The following is a 21,548-nucleotide window of genomic DNA, read 5'->3' as shown; positions in this document are numbered from 1 at the left end:
TCACTGAAAAAAGGGGGGTTAATATGCAATTTAATATATCTTATGTTATATTTTTATCTATTTTATGTTCCATACTCATTGTGGCAATAAAGATTTTAACGCCTTTGGTGGACAAAAAGCTGAGGCGCACATGGAGATATTGCGCATGGATTATCATAGGCATAAGGCTATTGCTTCCCTTTGATTTGTCCATGAATAACATGAGGCTAGATTTACTAAATAGTGAGATAATTAAAAAGTATGTGGCAGTATCACAAAATGGTGCAGAAATTAAAGGTGGACAGGATAGTATAACAGCCATTAATAGTTATAACACTGCCAATAAAGCCATAAATTCTAACAATAAAGTTACAGGCAGCAATGGTGAAATTACGGACAATAACAATAAAGTGACAGGCACTAATAGTAGGGTGACAAACAATCCTAGTAAGGTATCAGCTACCAACAGTAAAGGATCAGGAACCGTTAGTGGGATATCAGATATCAATGGTAATATATTAGGTGGAAATGTAAATGGACAAGTACCCAGTAATGGAGAAAAAAGGGCGGAGACTTGGGCAAGTATGTGGCTAGAGGATTTGCAACAGCAGAGGGGAAGCTTTTACAACACATCAAGTATTATTTTTATTGTGTGGATTTTTGGTGCTTTGATAATGATGATATACAATATTTTCATGTATATTATGATGAAAAAGAAACTGAAAAAGTCTTCGCAGGTTATGCAAGACGTGGAAGTGAGATCTCAGCTAAGGTCCATAAGAAAGACTTTAGGTGTAAATAAAATTATAGATTTTAGAAGCACTCATATGGTGGACTCGCCCTTGGTAATGGGCTGTAGGAAGCCTGTACTATATCTTACCTATGATGATTACAGTGAAGAAGAACTTTACTATATACTTGCCCATGAACTTACTCATGTGAAAAAACACCATGCTACCATAAAATTTTTATTTGCCATGATTAATAGCTTGTACTGGTTTAATCCCTTTGTGTACCTCATGACAAGAGAGATGTCCAAGGATATGGAGATTTTATGCGATGAAGGTGTATCAAAGGTAATTGGTGCGGAAAAGCGAAAGTCCTATTGCGAAGTGATTTTAAAATGTGTCACCATGAAGTCAGGACAGAATTTATTATTCTCCAGCAGCTTTGGAGGAAAGAAAAATCAGGTAAAGGAGAGACTAACCCATATTATGAATATTAAGAAAAAGAACAGAGGTATAGCATTGGCGTCATTTATTTTTATAGCAATGATTGGAGTAACCTTGTTGGTGTCCTTCGGCGGAAAAAATGCAGTTACTTCAGATAATAATACATTGGGTGCAGGCGAAAAAATCAACAAGGACCTTGAACTATTGCAAAAGAGAGTTGACAATGTGATGAGTTTGGCAGTGGTGCCAGGGGCTAAGGAATCCACCCGTGAAGAAGGGGAGAAATTTATATCATCTATTCCTTTTAAAGAGGACTACGATTTTAAAATATATGAATCATCAAAGAATTCACAGGGTACATCAGAGCCTGTTAGATATGCCATTGGTATTTGCAATAAAAAGCAAAGCCCTATAATGGACTTGCAAATGGCTTATAACTTTAAAGATGGTTCTAATAATGATAAAATTGAAAATATAGTTTTCCAAAAATATGAGGATTATTCTCCAAAAGGTGTGTACCTATTGAAGAATATGGACAATTGTGTAAGCTTGGATAATGGCAAAATTATAGTATCAGTAAACAGTGACAGCAATAAGCAGATAGCTGAAGCTATGGAGAATTTTAAATTTGGTGAAGAGGGATTAGCTTATTTAGAGGATGTGGTAAAGCGAAATGCTCAACTTTCCACCCTTGAAAATAAAGATTTTATAGAAACCAAAGTGTGGAAGGGTAATAGAAAGAAAACGGAGTATGTGGCTTTAAAGGGTGAAGAAAAAAACAAGGCCATGTCCAGTGAAAAAAATGTTTCGGATAGTGACAATAATATTTTAAAAAATGCCATAGAGAAGGGTATCAGAGTAGTCATAGATGGTAAAGATATAAAGGTGAACCAGTGGGCTCTTGATACGGCCAAGGCAAGGTGCGGATATGAAACTTTCAGTATGGATGATATTAAAGATATAAAGCAAGCCAAGCTAGTTAGATATAATGAGTATTGGAGCAGTACGAAAGTTGAAATTGATGAAAAGGAACAGATCTTAAGTGACAGCGAAGAAATTAGCAAGATTGTGGCTTCTTTAAAGAAGGGGACATTGAACACACAACCATCCAACTATATACCATATATAACAATGTGTGATGTGGTGCTTAACCTTAGCAAAGCTGATGGCAGTATGATAAATATACCAATAGTAGATTACGATGTGGAAAATAATTTCTTCCTAGGTGATAATTTTTATGGTTTAAATAATAAAAGCTCAGAGCAAATTATGAGTTGTTTCAATGAAATTGGACAGAGTATCTACAAGTTAGCCAATGTAAATATTAATGAAAAGGTGGTAGACAAAAACTCTACTTTCTATTTGGGTATGCCAAGGCAAGATGCTGAAAAACTCATGTTTAAGCAGGGTATATACAACCCTAATACTACTGCCATAACGAGCTATCCTTCAGATATGAAGTGGGGAGATGTGCAATGCCATATAGAAAACATGGGATTAACATTTACCACGAAAGATGCAAAGGAATCCTTATATTCTATAGATGTATCTGATCCTAGCATAGTAAGCAATGCGGGATTAAAGGTTGGAGACAGCAAAGCTACCATGGAAAAGCTTTATGGCACTAATTATAATAGCGAAAAAATCATCAGTGGCAATGGAGATGGTGAGATTCAAAGGTGTGTATATGAATTTAAGGAAAATACCTTTAGTGTAAACATTAAGCAGGATAAAGTTGAAAGCTGGTCTATAGATAAAGATATTTACAAGCATAAAAGAGAAAATAGGCCAATTTATATGGATCAATGGGAAGCTACTAGCATTGTAAAAAATAATAGTGGTGTCACCATGGAAAAGCTAAACAACGCAAAAACCAGTAGTGGCAACAACTTGTTTTTCCTTGAAAATACTTTGTCAGTTTATGATAAATCTTATAGCAAGTTGATTTATTCCGGATATGGGGTAAAGTATGAAGAAAAAACTTTGTCGGCATCACAATTCGAAAAGGACAATAATATTTCCCTAAAATCCTTAGGCATAACGTCACAGGAAATTATATGGGTAAAGCCAAATTATCTAAATAACGAAACTCCTATGACCATTATTATGGGCAAGGATAGTGTGGACAGCAATGGTGCGGACAAAGCATTGCTCCTTATGAATGGAGATTGCATAGAGCTTAGTAGGATAAGATATAATTAAGTATTTAAAAGGTAGATTTTGCATTTAAAAAAGTTTTTGCGGGTGATGGTGAAAAAAGTGAGCGTATATTAAAGGATTTTCTTAATTCTGTTCTTGAATTAAAAGATAGGAACAAAATAAAGGAAATAGTGTATTTAAACCCATTTAATGATAGGGAAATAGAGCAAGATAAACAATCTATAATGGATATTAAAGTTAAAACAGAAAAGGGTGAATTAATAGATATAGAAGTTCAGATAAATGATGTGGACGACTATAAAAGAAGGAGTCTATATTATTGGGCAAAATTATATTGTGAAACACTGAAGAAAAGTAATTATTATTATGACTTAAAGAAAAGCATCGTAATAAACATTCTTGATTTTAATCTCATTAAGGAAAACAATAAATTTCACAATGTATTTCTTGTAAAGGAAAGAGATGATAATTTTGCATTTACTGAGGATTTAGAAATTCATTATCTAGAACTTAATAAGTTTGAACACAATAAGAATATATCAGAACTCAATGATTTAGAGGGGTGGGTTACGTTCCTTAAAGAGTGTGAACCTAATGGTGATACAAATATATTAACTAAGTTATCAAAAAATAAAGAAGAGATAGGGGTGGCAGTTGATATTATGAATAAGTTAAGTGCAGATGAGCTTGAATATCAAAGATATCTTGCCAGAGAAAAATATCTCATGGATGAGATGTCTAAGAAAAAGTACGCAGAATATAAAATGAATAAAGTCAAGGAAGAACTTGAGGAAGCAGAAAAAGAGAGGGATAGCGTTAAGCAGGATTTAAACAGAGCCAAAGAGGAAAAGAACAGGGTAGAAGAAGAAAATTTAAAAATGAAGGAAGAACTTAAAAATATTAAGGCAACACTTCTTTTAGAGCTAATAAGTGAAAAGTTTAAAGATGATGCAAATCAATACAGAGCGAAAGTTCAGTGTGCCAGCATAGAGAGCATAGAGAAAGCAATAAAGAGTTTGTTTACTATAGAAAATATTGAACAACTGGATGAATTGCTGTAGGTATTCTGCAATAGTGAGTTTAGATAGGGGTGCACAAGAGTAACATTGACTTTTGGGCATTTCTTTGCAAGGGGAGATGTATAGTGGAAAACTATAAAATTTTAATTGTGGAGGATGATGAGGTCATTGCGTCATCCATGGAGAAGTATCTTACAAAATGGGGATATGAGATTTATTGTGTCAATGATTTCGCCAATGTAGTAAAGGAAGTTTCCAAGTTTTCACCTGAGTTAATTCTCCTAGACATAATGCTACCTTTTTATAATGGCTTTTACTGGTGTTCAGAGATTAGAAAGTTTTCCAAGGTCCCTATAATTTTCATTTCTTCAGCTAATCAAAATATGGATATTGTAATGGCTATGGACATGGGTGGTGACGATTTCATTGCAAAGCCCTTTGATTTGTCGGTATTAAGGGCCAAGGTAAGTGCGCTTATAAGAAGGAGTTATTCCTTTAAAAGCAATATGAACTTGATGGAGTACCATGGTGTTTTTCTGAACTTGGGAGATGCCAAGGTTACCTATAAAGATCAGTGTGTAGAACTTACAAAAAATGAGTTTAAGATCCTTCAGATGCTTATGGAAAATGGCGGTGAAATAGTAACTCGGGAAAGCTTAATGATAAGATTGTGGGACAGTGATTGTTTTGTAGATGACAATACCCTTACAGTGAATATTACGAGAATAAGAAAAAAGTTGAAGGAATTAGGTGCAGACGACTTCATCAAAACTAAAAAGGGCATAGGGTATTATCTATGATGAATTATTTAAAAGAGAAGATTCCTAGAATTGGATTTGATATAGTCTGTGTATTTGTGTTTGCTTTGGTGTTTAAACTAAGTGATGTGCCTACAAAAGTCGCACTTTATCCAGCCATGATTTGCGCTACGTTCTGGCTAATGTACGTTTTGTTTGATTTAAGAAAATATTTGATAAGGCACAAGGAACTGCAACAACATAAGAACAACATTGACATTACTTTGCACCAATTGCAGTCTCCAAAGACACAGATGGAGTCAGATTATCAAGAATTGTTATGTCAGCTAGAGTATGTACTTTTGCAGAGACTTAGAGACGTGAATAAGGTGAATTTTGATAATAGGGAATTTATAACTACATGGGCACATCAGATTAAAACCCCTATAACGGCCATTAACCTTCTCCTTCAGGACATGGATGAGGAAAATGAGCTTGACAAGAGCTACACAAGGGAAATGAAAAATCAACTTTTTGAAATTGAACAATATGTGGACATGATGCTTCAGTACATTCGGTTGGATAGTCTTAATAGCGACCTTGTTTTGCAGCAATATAATCTTTTGCAGATAGTAAAACAAGCAGTAAAGTATTTTTCTAGAGTATTCATTGGCCGCAATATTTCTTTGAAACTAGATGACAATCTCAATGAGAAGGTGGTAACGGACGAGAAGTGGATCCTTTTTGTCTTAAAGCAGATTTTGTCCAATTCTTTAAAGTATACTAAAAAGGGCACCATATCCATATACCTTAAAAAACAAAATAAAACGCTGAAAGGGCAGAATTCTCTTATTCTTGTAATTGAAGATACTGGTGTAGGTATTTGCAGTGAAGATTTGCCGCGAATATTTCAACGAGGGTTCACAGGTTATAATGGCAGAATGGAGAAAAAATCCACGGGTATTGGATTGTATCTTACAAAGACAATATTGGATAGATTAAATAATGGGATTAATATATACTCTCAGGTCAATAAGGGCACTCAAGTAGAAATTATATTTAGAAACCTTACTAACATGTAAGGATAAAGGGGGAAATGTAAGGCCGATGGAAGGCAAAGCGTTTCTCTTTTTGTTATTATAATATATAGGGTGTGGTCATGGATAAATGCCCACTGTGTATAAAATAATTATGATGAAAGGGAGTATAGATATTATGTCACTACTTGATGTTAAAAATTTAAAAAAGATATATACCACTCGTTTTGGAGGGAATAAGGTAGAGGCCCTTAAAAATATAAATTTCAGCGTGGAGAAGGGCGAGTATGTTGCTATCATGGGGGAGTCGGGTTCAGGTAAAACTACCCTTTTAAACATATTAGCTGCCATGGATAGACCTACCCATGGGGAGGTTATTCTAAACAATAGCAACACTGTGGAAATAAAAGAATCAGAACTTGCTAAGTTCAGAAGAGAGCATTTAGGATTTGTATTTCAGGATTTTAATTTGCTAGACAACTTCTCTGTAGAGGACAATATTTATTTGCCATTAGTGTTGGCTGGGGAAACCTATAATGAGATGAGGCCCAAGTTAGAACCCATAGCAAAAAAACTAAATATTGCCGGTCTTTTGAAGAAATTCCCTTACGAAATATCTGGTGGACAAAAGCAACGTGTAGCCATAGCAAGGGCCATAATCACTGAACCAGAGATCCTTTTAGCCGATGAGCCCACAGGTGCACTAGACACAAAATCCACAGGGGAATTATTAAATGTATTTTCAGATTTAAACCACATGGGCCAGACAATTCTAATGGTAACACACAGCACTAGAGCAGCTTCCAATGCTGAAAGAGTGCTTTTCATAAAAGATGGAGAGATATTCCATCAGCTGTACAGGGGCAGTATGAACGACGATGAAATGTACAGAAAAATATCAGACACCTTAACCTTACTTTTAGCTGGCGGTGATATACATGAATAAATTTATGTACAGCAAGCTAGCATTAAGCAATATCAAGAAAAATAAAAATATGTATTTCCCATTTTTACTGGCAGCCATGGTTATGGCATCTTTGTTTTATATATTAACTTCTATAACGGTTAAGACAGCTAATTCAAATTTTTCTGGTGCCAGAGAAGTTTCTTCAATACTTTACATGGGTATTTGGTGCATCGGATTTTTCTCTATATTAATTATTTTCTACATCAACAGCTTCCTAATGAAAAGGCGAACAAGAGAATTAGGGCTTTACAATGTTCTTGGCATGGATAAAAAGCATATTGGAAAAGTACTTTTTTGGGAAACGTTTTTTATAGGAATTGGAAGTATAGTTTTGGGCATATTTTTTGGGGCATTACTTGCAAAATTAATGTTTCTAATCCTCATAAAACTAGCTCAAATTAAAACTCCCATGGAGTTTTCAATTTCAGGATTTGCTATAATACTTACTTCAATTTTATTTGGAGTATTGTTTATTCTTTTAATCATATATAATCGAATACGAGTAATATTTTTGAAACCTATTGAATTGCTTCACAGCACCAATGTGGGTGAGCGCGAGCCAAAAGCAAAGTGGATTATTACCCTATTAGGCCTTGGAACCCTTGGAACAGGTTACTATATAGCCATGACTTGTAAGAATGTCATGGAGGCACTGTCCACATTCTTAATTGCAGTAATTCTCGTAATAATAGGAACATATCTTTTATTTACTACAGTAAGTATTGCTGTACTAAAAATAATGAAATCTAACAAAAGATATTATTATCACAAAACTCATTTTATAACAATATCGGGTATGATTTACAGAATGAAGAAAAATGCCGCAGGACTTGCAAGTATATGTATTTTAAGCACCATGGTTCTTGTGACATTATCCACCACAGTATCACTTTACATGGGTCTCGAAGATATGCTAAAGATGCAATATGATAGGGATATAGTTACTAGCTATAACTACGAGCCAAACATGGATAAACTGCAAAATCACAATCCTGGTTCATATGATACTAATCTTATAAAGGAAACCATGGAGAGGCAAGCAGAAAAGCACAATGTGAAGATTGATAATGTGCAGGATTTTTATATGCTAAATCTTATTATGCAGTACAATAAAGAGACACATAACGTTGCGAAATCTATGGCTTTAAGTGATATAAATAATATGTCCAATGTAATTGTGATGAACCTTGACGATTATAATAAACTCAATAATTCTAAAGAAACATTAGGGGCACAGGAAGCTATTATCTTAACATCTGAGAAATCGAAGTATGACTACGATACTATTTTAATAAAGAGCAATATTGAGAAGAAGTACACTATAAAGAAAAAACTTACTAATGAATTTTGTGATAGCCTTCCAAATTATTATGTGAATGTAAAAGTGTTGGTAGTTCCAACACTAAACGAAATGGAAGCCTTGGCTTACTACGATAAATCAAAAGAAGGAAGTTATAGAACCCAATCCGTAACGTATAATTACAAGTTTGATCTTAGCGGTTCCATGGCTGACAAAAAAGCTTTCATTGGCAATCTGAGAGATGTGCTTAATGATGCCGGTATTGCCCATGTGAGAGATGTTCGCGATATTTACAGTGGAAGAGAGAATTTTATGAACATGTATGGCAGTCTTTTGTTCATAGGTGTTTTCTTGGGAATCTTGTTCCTTATAACCACAGTGATGATTATATACTATAAGCAAATATCAGAAGGGTATGAAGATAGAAGCAGATTTGATATGATGAAAAAAGTAGGTATGGGAGATAAAGAAGTAAAAAAGGTAATTCATAGCCAGATACTCACTGTATTTTTCTTGCCAATCATCGTAGCCATAGTGCACATATGTTTTGCCTTTAGAATAATAAGACAACTTTTGTTAATGTTAGGTCTTACTAAAACCTCATTATTTATAATTTGTACAGTGGGAACAGTTTTAATCTTCACCATTGCTTATGGCATAGTATACGCACTTACTGCAAAAACTTACTACAAACTTGTAAACAAAGCAAACTTGTAAACAAAACAAACTCATAGGTCGCATAAATTAAATTTCCCCAAGGGAAGGTGTTCCAAAAGAAAGAAAATTTCTTCAAGACATCTTCCTTTTTTTATCCTGCCAGACATATGGCTCTTATGGCGATAACAGTGATAGAGTAAAATTACGCTTCAAGCCCATAGATATATTTATAGGCGTTAGCCATACGGCTCTTATGGCAATGGCAGTGATAAAGTAAAAATTCGCCTGCAGCAAAAAATTTTTACAGGCGCACAAGCCATGCGGCTTTTGTGACAATAACAGTGACAGTATTTCTATCACTGCATTCTACAAAAGAGCCATATAGATTTACGGAGATGAAACTAACAATGTTCTATCACTGTATTCTACAAAAGAGCCTTAGGAAGCTGAAATCATATAAGGATATACTGGGGTGTGGAGTTGACTTAAAATCAAAAAATTAAAACTATTGTAATAAAATCGAAATAAAAACAATGTTATAATTAAATTAAGATATGTTTAAAATACCATGTATATTTGTTATAATTCTATATACATACGTATTATATAAAAAATCTATAGTTTACGGGAGTTTAATTGGGAATAATTATAAAAGTAAAACGGAAAACAAAAAAAACAAAAAGAAAAGGAGGGAAATTATGACAACTAAATGGCTAAAAAAACAGATTTGCATTGTTGCTGGGTTGTGTCTTATGATACCTATATTTGTAGGATGCACTGGCTCTAAAGAGTCAAAGGATATATCCCACGGTAGCAATGAAAAACAGCAGGAGAATGCCGTCAATAAGTCGGACACTGATGAAATAAAGCTTGCTGCATTAAAAGGACCAACTTCTATGGGTATTGTAAAACTTTTGGAGGACAAAAAAATCAATGTAAGTTTCAATATGTACAATTCAGCTGATGAAATCGTTCCACTAATTGTAAAGAAACAGGTTGATATGGCAAGTATTCCAGCTAATTTGGCTGCAGTGCTTTATGAAAAAACTAAAGGCAATATTGTGGCACTAAATGTTAATACACTAGGGGTTTTGTATGGTGTCTCTGAATCAAGCAATATAAAGGACATAAAAGACTTAGAAGGAAAAACCGTCTTTATGACTGGAAAGGGAACAGTTCCAGAGTATTCACTTAAGTATTTGCTTGAAAAAAATGGGGTACAGCTTGAAAAGGTTAAAATAGAGTTCAAATCTGAACCTACGGAAGTGGTTGCTGCATTAAAGGTGAATAAGGATAGTGTGGGAATATTACCACAACCATTTACGACGGTAGCGCTTAACAATAACGACAAATTAAAGATAGTGTTAGATCTTACAGAATGTTGGGAGAAGTCATCGCATGGAGAGAGCAGCATGGTAACTGCTGTAACAGTGGTTAGAAAGGATTTTCTAAATCAGCATAAAGAGCTTGTGAATAAGTTTATGGAAGAGCAGAAGAAATCAGTTGAATTCACTAAGAATAATATTGATGAAGCTGCAAATCTTATAGAAAAATACGATATTGTAAAAGCTGCTATTGCAAAGAAAGCTTTGCCTTATTGTAACCTTGTGTGTATAACAGGTGACGAGATGAACAAAAAGCTAGAGGGTTACCTAACCACACTTTATAATTCAAACAAAGCCTCTGTAGGAGGGAAATTACCTAGAGATGACTTCTATTACAAAGAAAATTAAGGTAAATGGAAAAACACCATCATTTTTAAAAGTAATAATTGGGTTGTGCTGGCTTGGAATATGGCAGTTGGCATCTTTGATTGTAAATGAAGCTATATTGTTGCCTGGGCCCGTTGACACAATATCTGCACTGGCAACATTAATGAGAACGCCACAAACCTATGTTATCGTTTTCAAAACCATGGTGGACATAATGGTTTGGTTGTGCATTTCCACTTTAACTGCAGTAGTGTGTGCTGTATTTGCAAGCAGAAGCAAGATATGGGCAATGATAGTATCTCCAGTGGTAGCTGTTATGAAGTCAGTACCTGTGGCGTGTTTTATAGTTTTGGTTCTTGTTATATTTTCTTCGGAAATGGCAACAGGCATTATATCATTTATGGTGGTGTTTCCCGTTACTTACTACAGCTTAGTTCAGGCCATATTAAATATAGATAAAAAAATAATCGATATGTTCAAAATTTATAGAGTGGGTAAATTCACCAGGTTTTTATATCTATATATTCCGTGTATTTTGGGTGAATTAAGGGTGGTTTTTAGGAGCACAGTTGGCATGGCCATAAAGGCAGGTATAGCGGCACAACTTATTGGTGTTACAAAAGATAGCATTGGAGAGGAGATTTATCTTTCAAAGCTATATTTAAATATGGATGAGTTGCTTGCGTGGACAGTTTTAATTATATTTATCTGTTATATTTCCGAGAGGATTATAGATAAAATAATGTTAATTCTGCAAAAAAGAATGTATGGAACTAGAACTAAATAGTAGATTTCAGTGAAATTCTGCTTAAAAGGTGAGGTGTGAATCCATAATAACAGTACAGAAATTAAGAAAATCTTACGATAAAATATTATTCAAAGAACTTAGCTTTTCTATTGAAGAGGGTGAAGTTGTTGCTGTGATGGGGCCATCAGGTGTTGGTAAAACTACTTTTCTAAATATACTCATGGGATTGGATAAGGATTATGAAGGAACCATTGAAGGCCTTTTTGATAAAGAGTTTTCCGCTGTGTTCCAAGAAGATAGACTTTTAGAGGAATTCTCGGTGATGACTAATATCAAAATCGTTGTAGATAAGAAGCAAGGCAAAAGAATTTCTCGTGAGGAAATAGAAAAAGCCTGTGAAACCATACTGCCTAAGGGGATTTGCCATAATATATGTAAAACCTTAAGTGGTGGTATGAAGCGAAGGGTAGAAATAATAAAGGCTATGATGGCTGAGAGTGATGTTATCTGCATGGATGAGCCTTTTAAGGGACTAGATAGAAGGACAAAAGAAAAGGTAGTACAATATGTGTTGCAAAATAAGGGAAAAAGAACCATGTTCATTGTAACACATGATAAAGAGGATATTGAGTTAATAAATCCAGGCCGGATTATTAATATAGAAAGCATATGAAAATTATCGCAGTACAAGGAAATTAATTAGAAAGGAAAGATAATTATGAGTAGATTGAGTATTGTAACTGAAAATAAGGCTCAGATTACGGTGGAAAAGCTTTATAAGGCGTTAGAACGACGAATCGTAGCAAGTCCTCCAGGTTTGTGTCCTGTTGATTTAACAGGTGCTTTTATTAAAATGTGTTTAGCACAAACTTGTGGTAAATGTGTACCATGTAGAATAGGGTTAAGGCAACTTTCTGAATTATTTGATGACGTCCTTGATGGACGTGCTACTCTTGAGACAATTGATTTGATTAAGAATACAGCGGAGAGCATTTATCTTTCTTCTGACTGTGCCATTGGGTATGAGGCAGCAGCTATGGTATTAAGAGGTATGGAAGGCTACAGAGAGGATTTTGAAGAGCACATAAACCACAACAGATGTATATGCAATAGTAATCAGCCTGTTCCGTGCAAAGCACTATGTCCAGCTGGAGTTGATATTCCAGGATATATTTCTTTAGTTGGGGAAGGTAGATATGCAGATGCTGTTAAGTTAATTCGAAAGGACAACCCTATGCCTGTTGTATGCGGACTTATTTGTGAGCATCCATGTGAAAACAGGTGTAAACGAGGTATGTTGGATTATCCGGTGAATATAAGGGGTCTTAAGAGAGTGGCTGTGGACAATGCAGGAGAGGTTCCTATACCACCATGTGCAGAAAATACAGGAAAAAAGGTGGCTATTGTAGGCGGAGGACCTGGTGGTCTAAGTGCTGCATACTACTTGGCATTAATGGGGCACAATGTAACTATTTATGAACAAAGAAAGCGATTAGGTGGAATGCTTAGCTATGGAATTCCAAACTATAGACTTCCAAGAGAATTGCTTGAGAGAGATATAAATGCCATATTATCAGCAGGTATTGAGGTTCACAAGGAAGTTTCTGTTGGAAAAGATATTAGCATGGTGGAACTGCAGAATAATTATGATGCTATATATATTGCCATAGGAGCGCACACGGACAAGAAGATTGGAATCGAAGGCGAGGAAGAAGCTAAGGGCGTGATTTCAGCAGTGGAAATGCTTAGAAACATCGGCGACGGAGATAAGCCAGATTACACTGGAAAGAAAATCGTGGTAATTGGTGGTGGAAATGTAGCCATGGACGTAGCTAGAAGCTCGGTCCGACTTGGTGCAGAGAGCGTTAGCATTGTGTACAGAAGGAGAAAGGCTGACATGACAGCACTTCCAGATGAAATAGAAGGTGCTATAGCAGAAGGGTGCGAACTTTATGAACTGATGACTCCTGTAAAAATTGAGACAGATGAAAATTCTAATGTAAAATACCTTCACGTTCAACCTCAGATGATAAGCAAAATAAAGAATGATAGACCGGGTGTAGTCAATGCAGATGCTGAAATGAAAAAAATTGAATGCGATTTAATCATCGTTGCTGTAGGACAAGGTATTCAATCAAAGACCTTTGAAGATTACGGAATTCCTGTTAAACGTGGTGCCATAGAAGCACTTAGCTGCAGTGAAATCAAGAACTTTAAGGGAATCTTTGCAGGTGGAGACTGCGTTACTGGACCAGCTACAGTTATAAGGGCTATTGCAGCTGGAAAAGTTGCAGCGGCCAATATAGATGAATACCTTGGATTTAACCATGAAATTACATGTGATGTAGAAATACCGGAAGCTAACTTCGATGATAAATTAAAATGTGGAAGGGTCTCTGTTAAAGAAAGAGATTCAAAAGACCGTGTAAATGATTTTGAACTTGCCGAGATTGGCATGAGCTGTGAAGAGGCATGTCAGGAAGCTAACAGATGCCTTAGATGTGATCATTTTGGATACGGAGTGTTCAGAGGAGGAAGAATAGAAAAATGGTAAAGTTAACTATAAACAACATAAACGTAGAAGTACCAGAGGGAACATCTATTCTTGACGCAGCGCGAACAGCTGGAATAGAGATACCGACACTTTGTTATTTAAAAGAAATAAATGAAATAGGGGCATGTAGGGTTTGCGTTGTTGAAGTGGAAGGCATAGATAGGGTTGTAACTGCCTGCAATAATACGGTGAAAGAAGGTATGGTGGTTCATACCAATAGTAACAAAGCTAGAACAGTAAGAAAAACTAATGTAAAGCTAATTTTATCGCAACATGATTTCAAGTGTGCAACTTGTGTAAGAAGTGGCAACTGTTCTTTGCAGAAAATTGCTCGAGATTTAAATATTACCGATGTTCCTTATGAAAGTATCATAGAAAAATCCTCTTTTAATGAGAATTTTCCACTTATCAGAAATGCTGAAAAATGCATAAAATGTATGCGTTGCGTACAAATCTGTGACAAGGTTCAAAGTCTTAAAGTGTGGGATGTGGTAAATACAGGTGCAAGAACTACAGTTGATGTCTCAAATAATGTAAAATTAGAAGAGGCAAATTGTAGTTTATGTGGACAATGTCTTACTCACTGCCCAGTTGCTGCACTTAGGGAAAGAGACGATGTGGACAGAGCTATAGAGGCTATTGAGAATAAAGATTTAATAACAGTAGTACAAATTGCTCCGGCTATTAGAACAGCATGGGGAGAGCAGCTAGGGTTAGAAAGGGAAAATGCCACTGTTAACAGGCTTGTGGATGGTCTTAGAAAAGTCGGCTTTAATTATATTTTTGATACCAGTTTCTCAGCTGACCTTACTATCATGGAAGAGGGAAGTGAGTTTATTGAAAAGCTTCCTGAGATAAAGAAAAGTGGAATGCCAATGTTTACGTCTTGCTGTCCGGGTTGGGTAAGATTTGTAAAATCTGAATACCCATACATGGTGGAATATCTGTCCTCAGCTAAATCACCACAGCAGATGTTCGGAGCCATAACAAAATCCTACTATGCAAAACTTCTTAATGTAGATCCATCAAAGATATACTGTGTGTCAATAATGCCATGTCTTGCTAAAAAGCATGAATGTGACATTCCAAATATAAATGATGCGGAAGCTTTCAAGGATGTAGATGTGGTTCTTACAACTAGAGAAGTAGTAAGACTGCTTAAGAGCTATAATATAAAAGCAGAGAATCTAAAAGAAGTCCCATTTGATGAGCCGTTAGGCACGCATACAGGAGCAGGAGTTATTTTCGGAGCTACAGGTGGAGTAATGGAGGCAGCTCTTCGTTCAGCCTACTATTTAGTTACAAAACAAAATCCCGATGCAGATGCCTTCGAAGAAGTTCGAGGAATGGACGCTTGGAAGGAAGCTGAATTTAAAATTGCAGATGTTACTGTGAAGGTAGCTGTAGTAAGCGGACTTGCAAATGCTAGAAGGCTTATGGATGCTATAATAAGCGGTAAAGTTCAATATGACTTTGTAGAAGTTATGGCCTGCCCAGGTGGATGCGTCAATGGTGGTGGACAGCCAATTCATGATGGTCAGGAACTAGCAGGACAAAGAGCTAAAGTTTTATACGGATTAGATAAACACAATAACTTGAGATTTTCTCATGAAAATCCAGCCATCCAGGAATGTTACAAATCATATCTTGGAGAGCCATTGTCACATTTAGCTCACAAATTATTGCATACAGATCATACCGGATGGAATATGCCAAAATAATAAGTTTGAATATATATAAAGAAAGTTTCTAACTTTAAAGCATCTCGAATTTCGAGGTGCTTTTTTAGTACGGGAAGGGTGTACAACCTTTAATTCTACACACCATTAGAAGTTATCTTTCTACAAAACCATATATATATGGCTCTTTTGGCAATGACAGTGATAACGAGGAATACAATAATAATGGTGAGCACAATGATAAGTGTGAATACAATGATAATGGTGAATACAGAGTGATAACGTGGCATACAACTATAACAAAGGGGTACAACGATAACCTGGAATTGTGATAATTTCAAGTTATGCGGATATAGTCTCAATTAAATTCACGGCACGCTAAATTATATAAAAGTATAAATTTAACTTATAAAGAGTGAAAGTATATTAAAATTAAACATAGAAATCCTACAAAGCCTACATGAAACTTTATTAGGTATGTCCATGCCTTTAGTATTATTGATAGTGATGATTATACTGGCTGTTGCGATGATTTACTGCATATGTTGATAACTTTAGTATTAACTGTGGTAAAACTGTGATATTAATGTGGAAAACACCCTAATAATTGTTGATAATATGTGTATAACCTCAAGGGGACGATAAGGTATAGGCGTCTTATTTCTTTAAAATCCAAAGCTATCTATGGCTGTACTTAGAAAATAAACAAGCTATGTGAATAAAATGTTTAAATTGTGTTGATAATCCCCAAAATAATGTTGATAAGTTTTTAAAACTGTGGACAACTATGTAATTTGTGATAAATATATAACATGTGGGCAACTATATAATTAGAACAGTTATATCACTTGTGGATAATCATAGAACGTGTGGACAATTATAAAACTCATGGTCGATCATATAAATTATGGTCCATCATAGAACTTGCGAACAATTATAAACCTTATGGACAATCATAGAACTTGTGAATAATGATAAAACTGGTGTACAATCCATAAAACTTATGCACAATCATATAACTTATGACCAATCACAGGCCATGTGAAGCAAATCATTAGCATGCAAAGTGGACAGTTGTACTATTTTTTAAAAGCTGCTGTGTTTGCTGAACAAATAGCTTTACATATTTAAACAGTGCTATGTAATTAGTGAGGTATTTTGTGGCAATGCCTTTATAAGGCTCAAAAAACTCTAGCATATTTTTTAGTAATTTATCCGCATAATCAACGTTATATTTTTCACCTTTGTGAGTCCCACGGGATAAGGATATGTGCTCCAAATTAAATTTTTTTGCTAGGTATTTGTATTTATAATTGTAATCCGTTATAAGAGTGCTGCCAGGCTTTAATGCATTATTAAAGAGAGTAATAAGATCATCAGGGGTAACAGTTTTTTTTAATGCTGTATCTATGAGAAAATTATTGGTGTTATCAATGGTACCTAATATAGAAATTTTTTCGCTGTCAGGTTCATTGTAAAAAACATTTCCTTGGGTCCAGCGAGGTCCCCGTTGTTTGGATGGTCGCGGCAAGGTGAAATTTTCATGGCTGTGGTTTCCTTTGTAGGAACGAAGCATATAAGTATGAGACATTTCCATGGTGCCTTCTAGGGGAACTGTAAACATAGATGCTTTTAGTGCATTAAGAAGTTTATGTCTCCAGAAAAAAGCTGTTTTTACATTGATATTTAATTCTTTTGCACTCTTGTGCAGAGATTTGCGTTCTATAAGGCATAGGACAAATTTATTCCATAGCTCAGTACTCTTTTTAGAGTGGTAGAGTACAGTATTGGTGTTTCGGATATAGGATTTACCGCAATTTTTGCAGAGAAACCTTTGTGTGTTTTTATTCTTTCCGTTTTTTACGGACTTGGTGCTACCGCAGTGTGGACAGCTACATTCTGATTTATCACCGTGAATTATGGCAAAGAACTTGGTTATGAAGTTTTTATTATTCGTATTGTAGGAATTTAAAATATAATTAATTATTTTATTTGATGCAACAGTTTCCATAAATACCAACCTCCGGTTTAATATTATCTTAGATTATAACCATAAATATTTCTTTTAAACACTAAAAAAATAAATATTTTTCACTGTATTCTACAAAAGAGCCATATTTGATTTAAACTTGAATTGATTTATGATTCCATCACTGACTTCTACAAAAGAGCCATATAGGGTTATGCTTATAAAATAAGGATAAATGCTATAACAACATTTTTTGGCATAATTCGATAAATTACATAAAGTTTATAAACTATATAAATTTAAAGACAAATAAATATTAATAAAATGGATGTTAATGATTAGAAGCAATGAAAATGGCTAATAATTTTAATATGTAATAAATTTTGAACGGTGAAAAAAATTGTGATAAAATATGAGGATAGGTTAAATATTGAATTAACTAAAAACATGGTAAATATTAGAGGGTAAGGGGAGTTGATATTTTGTATAATGCAGGATTGGTTTTAGAAGGCGGTGGAATGAGAGGAATTTTTACTGCGGGAGTACTGGATTTCTTTATGGATAAGGGGGTTGAATTCAAAAATATCATTGGAGTGTCTGCTGGAGCATGTCATGCTTGTAGTTTTTTGTCAAGGCAGTATGGAAGGGCAAAAAAAGTAAGTGTTGATTATATAGATGATAAGAATTATTGCAGTGTTTATAATTTAATAAAAACAGGAGACTTATTTGGTGAAAAGTTCGTGTATGATGAGATACCAAGAAAACTAGATATTTTTGACAATGAAGCATATTTGAATAATCCATCAAAGTTGTTTGTTACGGTTACTGATGTGGAAAGTGGTGAACCAGCGTACATCGAACTTCGGGATTGTGACAAAGAAGTTGATTTGGTTAGAGCATCGGCATCATTACCATTAGTGTCAAGGATAGTTGAATTTAGAGGAATGAAATATTTGGATGGTGGAATATCAGATTCTATTCCCATTAGAAAAATTCAAGAAATGGGAATGAAGAAAAATGTTATAGTTTTAACTCAGCCAGAGGGATATGTAAAAGAACCTAATAAAGCCATGACCTTTATAAAGATGAAATACAGAAAGTATCCACAATTAATTAGAAAAATGGAGAATAGGTATCTTATTTATAATGACACGTTGAGGTATATAAAACAGCAGGAGAACATTGGGGAAGTTTTTGTCATAAGGCCAGAGGAAGCTTTGCCATTGAAAAGAATAGAAAAAGATAAAGAAAAATTAGAAGACACGTATAAGAAGGGATATAAACGGGCATCAGCTTTATATGATGATATGGTGAAATTTCTGAAAGAGCAAGAAGAATATTAATAGGATAAAATTGCCTTGACAAATTAAAAAACATTTTGTATGATATAGCTAATTTCATATTTGCATAACGAAGATTTGTTTTGGGCATTTTTGTCTTTAACGTTTCGGAGTATAAGAAAAGCGATGATGAGAAATAGTAGCAATTAGGATTTCTAACAGAAAACTGCCGGTTGATGAGAGGCGTGAGGATAGTTTTTGCGAATACATCTTTGAGCTGCACACTGAATAAAAGATAATTTATTGATTTTCTTTTTAGTAGGCTGTGACGGATAGGCACCCCGTAATCGCGTGCAAGGGTATCGTCATAATTATGGATCGTACCTGGTGAGATAAAACAATGTGAATTGTTTTGTGAATTAAGGTGGTAACACGGGAATATAACCCGTCCTTTTATACACGATTGTGGATAAAAGGGCGGGCTTTTTTATTTCAGTGAAGAAGAGTGCAAAATTCTTATAGACCTTGCATATGTTGAAAAATATATTTAAGGATGGTATTTTATATGATTTCAGCAAAAGAACAAATTAAAATTATTTGCAAAGGAGTGGAGAATCTGGTAAGCGAAGAGGAGCTTATGCAGAAACTGGAGCAGGGTAGGCCATTAACCATAAAACTTGGACTTGATCCATCAGCACCGGATATCCACATAGGGCATGCTGTTGTATTAAGAAAGATAAGGCAGATGCAAAATCTTGGACACAAGGTGGTCATTGTCATTGGAGATTTCACAGGAAGAATAGGAGATCCTACGGGAAAAGCCAAAGGACGTGTGGCACTTAGCGAGGAAAAGGTAAAAGAAAATGCAGCTACATATTGTGAACAGATTTTTAGAATATTAGATAAAAGCAAAACGGAAGTTAGATTTAATAGTAAGTGGTTATCACAGTTGAAGTTTGAGGAAATAATAAAGCTGGCGTCAACTACTACTGTAGCTAGAATGTTGGAGCGAGATGATTTTAGCAATAGATACAAAAATGGAGTAGCTATTGGGATTCATGAATTTTTTTACCCTTTAATGCAAGCTTACGATTCAGTGGAACTTAAAGCAGACATAGAATTGGGTGGCACAGACCAGACATTTAATATATTAATGGGCAGAACACTGCAGAAGACCATGGGCCAGGAACAACAGATAGCCATGTTTATGCCACTTTTAGAAGGTCTTGATGGTGTTGAAAAGATGAGCAAAAGTTTAAATAACTATATTGGAGTCAGCGAACCTTCGGAGGTAATGTTTAAAAAGTGCATGGAGATACCGGATTCACTGATAATAAAATACTTTGATCTTGCTACAGATGAGCATCCAGATAAAATTCAGGAAATTAAAGAGCAACTTGAAAAGGGCAGAAATCCACGTGACGTAAAATATGAATTAGCGGAAATAATAACGGGACTTTACCATTCACAAGAGGAGTTGGGGAAGGCAAAGAAATTTTATGAAGAAGCATTTGCAAAAAAGTCCATACCAGATGATATACCAGAGATTGAACTTAGCAAAAGTGGGTTACAATGCTTGAATGATATAATTCCTAAACTTAAGGATATGGATATGATTCCAAGCAGAAAGGAGTTCATGAGATTGTTGTCTCAAGGTGGTGTAAGTGTGAATGGAGAAAAAATATCTAATAGAGACATAAATATGGAATTACAAAATGGATTGGTTCTGAAAATAGGAAAAAAACATTTTGCAAGATTGAAATAGGGCTAAATTCAAGTAGGTAAATAAAAATAATAATAATAATTATTGTATAAATTATGAAACTATTGTAGAACCCTCTAATATATATAAATATATAGTGAATAATATTAATAAGTTGAAAACAATGAAAAATTGCTTTATAATTTAATGAGAACATTATGGAATAGGGGGGAAGTATTATGGAAAATTCAATTGACAGGGTGCGTTTGAAGACATTAGCAAAAGACCAGATAAGGGGCAGTATAGGTGTTTTGTTCCTTTGCAATGTTATAAGGGGTTTAATAGAAGGAGGATGCAATGCAATACCTTTAGTAGGTCCAATTGGCTATTTATTTTTGTCAGGACCTATGGCATTTGGGTCAAGTCTTATATTTCTAAAATTAACTAAGGGTGAGGGTGTAGATATAGGCGATCTATTTAAGGGATTTAATAATTTTGCTACCAATGTAGGCATTAATCTTTTGAGTGCTATACTAATTTTCTTTTGGTGCTTATTGTTGATAGTTCCGGGTATCATAAAGAGCTTGAGTTATTCTATGGCAATGTACGTAGCTGTTGATAATCCAGATTTTAAAGCTATGCAGGCAATGGAGCACAGCGAAAGAATGATGGATGGACATAAAATGGACTTGTTCATATTGGAATTATCATTTATCCCTTGGGGATTGCTAGTTGTTGTAACCTTTGGAATTGCAGGAATATATGTTTTTCCGTATATGGAAGCTACAATAGCTAATTTTTACAATGAGATTAAGAATGAATATGCAAATTTCTAAAATATGCTTTGACAAGACTTACGGATTGTGATAAGTTATA

Annotated in this window: 14 protein-coding genes, 1 pseudogene and 1 other annotated feature; of the genes and pseudogenes, 14 read left to right on the top strand and 1 reads right to left on the bottom strand. The window is 34.8% G+C overall.

The window, feature by feature from the left end:
• Nucleotides 1-23: 23 nt before the first annotated feature.
• The 11 genes and pseudogenes from BUA73_RS10570 (at nt 24) to BUA73_RS10520 (ending at nt 15,763) form a co-directional block, all read left to right on the top strand.
• Complete coding sequence (locus BUA73_RS10570) at nt 24-3,353, top strand: M56 family metallopeptidase (protein ID WP_072904093.1); 3,330 nt, start codon at nt 24-26, stop codon at nt 3,351-3,353.
• A gap of 20 nt (nt 3,354-3,373) precedes the next feature.
• A pseudogene (locus BUA73_RS10565) lies at nt 3,374-4,372 on the top strand (Rpn family recombination-promoting nuclease/putative transposase); the annotation flags it as partial.
• 83 nt (nt 4,373-4,455) lie between these two features.
• Nucleotides 4,456-5,130, top strand: a complete 675-nt coding sequence (locus BUA73_RS10560) for a response regulator transcription factor (protein ID WP_093426699.1) — start codon at nt 4,456-4,458, stop codon at nt 5,128-5,130.
• Nucleotides 5,127-6,149, top strand: coding sequence for a sensor histidine kinase (locus BUA73_RS10555; RefSeq protein ID WP_072904091.1), 1,023 nt, complete (start codon nt 5,127-5,129; stop codon nt 6,147-6,149). Before BUA73_RS10560 ends, BUA73_RS10555 begins: the two co-directional genes overlap by 4 nt.
• Before the next feature lie 133 nt (nt 6,150-6,282).
• Nucleotides 6,283-7,050, top strand: a complete 768-nt coding sequence (locus BUA73_RS10550) for an ABC transporter ATP-binding protein (RefSeq protein WP_072904103.1) — start codon at nt 6,283-6,285, stop codon at nt 7,048-7,050.
• On the top strand, nt 7,043-9,088 hold the full coding sequence (locus BUA73_RS10545) for an ABC transporter permease (RefSeq protein ID WP_072904090.1): 2,046 nt from the start codon (nt 7,043-7,045) through the stop codon (nt 9,086-9,088). Before BUA73_RS10550 ends, BUA73_RS10545 begins: the two co-directional genes overlap by 8 nt.
• A gap of 638 nt (nt 9,089-9,726) precedes the next feature.
• The gene (locus BUA73_RS10540) at nt 9,727-10,761 is read left to right on the top strand and encodes an ABC transporter substrate-binding protein (RefSeq protein ID WP_072904089.1); all 1,035 of its coding nucleotides are present in this window, start codon (nt 9,727-9,729) and stop codon (nt 10,759-10,761) included.
• Nucleotides 10,736-11,527 (top strand): ABC transporter permease, encoded by a 792-nt coding sequence (locus BUA73_RS10535; RefSeq protein WP_072904088.1) that lies wholly within the window; start codon nt 10,736-10,738, stop codon nt 11,525-11,527. Before BUA73_RS10540 ends, BUA73_RS10535 begins: the two co-directional genes overlap by 26 nt.
• Nucleotides 11,528-11,555: 28 nt before the next feature.
• Nucleotides 11,556-12,161, top strand: a complete 606-nt coding sequence (locus BUA73_RS10530; RefSeq protein ID WP_084672228.1) for an ATP-binding cassette domain-containing protein — start codon at nt 11,556-11,558, stop codon at nt 12,159-12,161.
• A 45-nt stretch (nt 12,162-12,206) separates the two neighbouring features.
• Nucleotides 12,207-14,042, top strand: a complete 1,836-nt coding sequence (locus tag BUA73_RS10525) for an NAD(P)-binding protein (protein ID WP_072904087.1) — start codon at nt 12,207-12,209, stop codon at nt 14,040-14,042.
• Nucleotides 14,036-15,763: a [FeFe] hydrogenase, group A gene (locus tag BUA73_RS10520; RefSeq protein WP_072904086.1), complete on the top strand. Its 1,728-nt coding sequence runs from the start codon at nt 14,036-14,038 to the stop codon at nt 15,761-15,763. The genes BUA73_RS10525 and BUA73_RS10520 overlap by 7 nt, the downstream gene beginning before the upstream one ends.
• A gap of 1,012 nt (nt 15,764-16,775) precedes the next feature.
• Here BUA73_RS10520 and BUA73_RS10515 read toward each other — a convergent pair.
• The gene (locus BUA73_RS10515) at nt 16,776-17,732 is read right to left on the bottom strand and encodes an IS1595 family transposase (protein ID WP_072904085.1); all 957 of its coding nucleotides are present in this window, start codon (nt 17,730-17,732) and stop codon (nt 16,776-16,778) included.
• 440 nt (nt 17,733-18,172) lie between these two features.
• Between BUA73_RS10515 and BUA73_RS10510 the strand changes: the two genes are divergently transcribed.
• The 3 genes from BUA73_RS10510 to BUA73_RS10500 all read left to right on the top strand — a co-directional run bounded on the left by BUA73_RS10510 (nt 18,173) and on the right by BUA73_RS10500 (nt 21,508).
• Nucleotides 18,173-19,033, top strand: a complete 861-nt coding sequence (locus tag BUA73_RS10510; RefSeq protein ID WP_072904084.1) for a patatin-like phospholipase family protein — start codon at nt 18,173-18,175, stop codon at nt 19,031-19,033.
• A 114-nt stretch (nt 19,034-19,147) separates the two neighbouring features.
• Nucleotides 19,148-19,426, top strand: a binding site (T-box leader).
• A 109-nt stretch (nt 19,427-19,535) separates the two neighbouring features.
• On the top strand, nt 19,536-20,735 hold the full coding sequence (gene tyrS / locus BUA73_RS10505) for a tyrosine--tRNA ligase (protein WP_072904083.1): 1,200 nt from the start codon (nt 19,536-19,538) through the stop codon (nt 20,733-20,735).
• Nucleotides 20,736-20,911: 176 nt separating this feature from the next.
• Nucleotides 20,912-21,508, top strand: coding sequence for a DUF975 family protein (locus BUA73_RS10500; RefSeq protein ID WP_072904082.1), 597 nt, complete (start codon nt 20,912-20,914; stop codon nt 21,506-21,508).
• The last annotated feature ends 40 nt before the right edge of the window (nt 21,509-21,548 follow it).

The sequence above is a fragment of the Hathewaya proteolytica DSM 3090 genome, from assembly GCF_900142225.1.
Lineage (GTDB): Bacteria > Bacillota > Clostridia > Clostridiales > Clostridiaceae > Hathewaya > Hathewaya proteolytica.
This window is presented reverse-complemented; position numbering and strand designations above follow the sequence as displayed.

What these genes read in the sequence shown, in the direction of transcription:
- tyrS (WP_072904083.1), top strand. Translation starts at nt 19,536, where the DNA reads ATGATTTCAGCAAAAGAACAAATTAAAATTATTTGCAAAGGAGTGGAG.
- BUA73_RS10535 (WP_072904088.1), top strand. Translation starts at nt 10,736, where the DNA reads ATGACTTCTATTACAAAGAAAATTAAGGTAAATGGAAAAACACCATCA.
- BUA73_RS10545 (WP_072904090.1), top strand. Translation starts at nt 7,043, where the DNA reads ATGAATAAATTTATGTACAGCAAGCTAGCATTAAGCAATATCAAGAAA.
- BUA73_RS10515 (WP_072904085.1), bottom strand. Translation starts at nt 17,732, where the DNA reads ATGGAAACTGTTGCATCAAATAAAATAATTAATTATATTTTAAATTCC.
- BUA73_RS10500 (WP_072904082.1), top strand. Translation starts at nt 20,912, where the DNA reads ATGGAAAATTCAATTGACAGGGTGCGTTTGAAGACATTAGCAAAAGAC.
- BUA73_RS10555 (WP_072904091.1), top strand. Translation starts at nt 5,127, where the DNA reads ATGATGAATTATTTAAAAGAGAAGATTCCTAGAATTGGATTTGATATA.
- BUA73_RS10570 (WP_072904093.1), top strand. Translation starts at nt 24, where the DNA reads ATGCAATTTAATATATCTTATGTTATATTTTTATCTATTTTATGTTCC.
- BUA73_RS10520 (WP_072904086.1), top strand. Translation starts at nt 14,036, where the DNA reads ATGGTAAAGTTAACTATAAACAACATAAACGTAGAAGTACCAGAGGGA.
- BUA73_RS10540 (WP_072904089.1), top strand. Translation starts at nt 9,727, where the DNA reads ATGACAACTAAATGGCTAAAAAAACAGATTTGCATTGTTGCTGGGTTG.
- BUA73_RS10525 (WP_072904087.1), top strand. Translation starts at nt 12,207, where the DNA reads ATGAGTAGATTGAGTATTGTAACTGAAAATAAGGCTCAGATTACGGTG.
- BUA73_RS10550 (WP_072904103.1), top strand. Translation starts at nt 6,283, where the DNA reads ATGTCACTACTTGATGTTAAAAATTTAAAAAAGATATATACCACTCGT.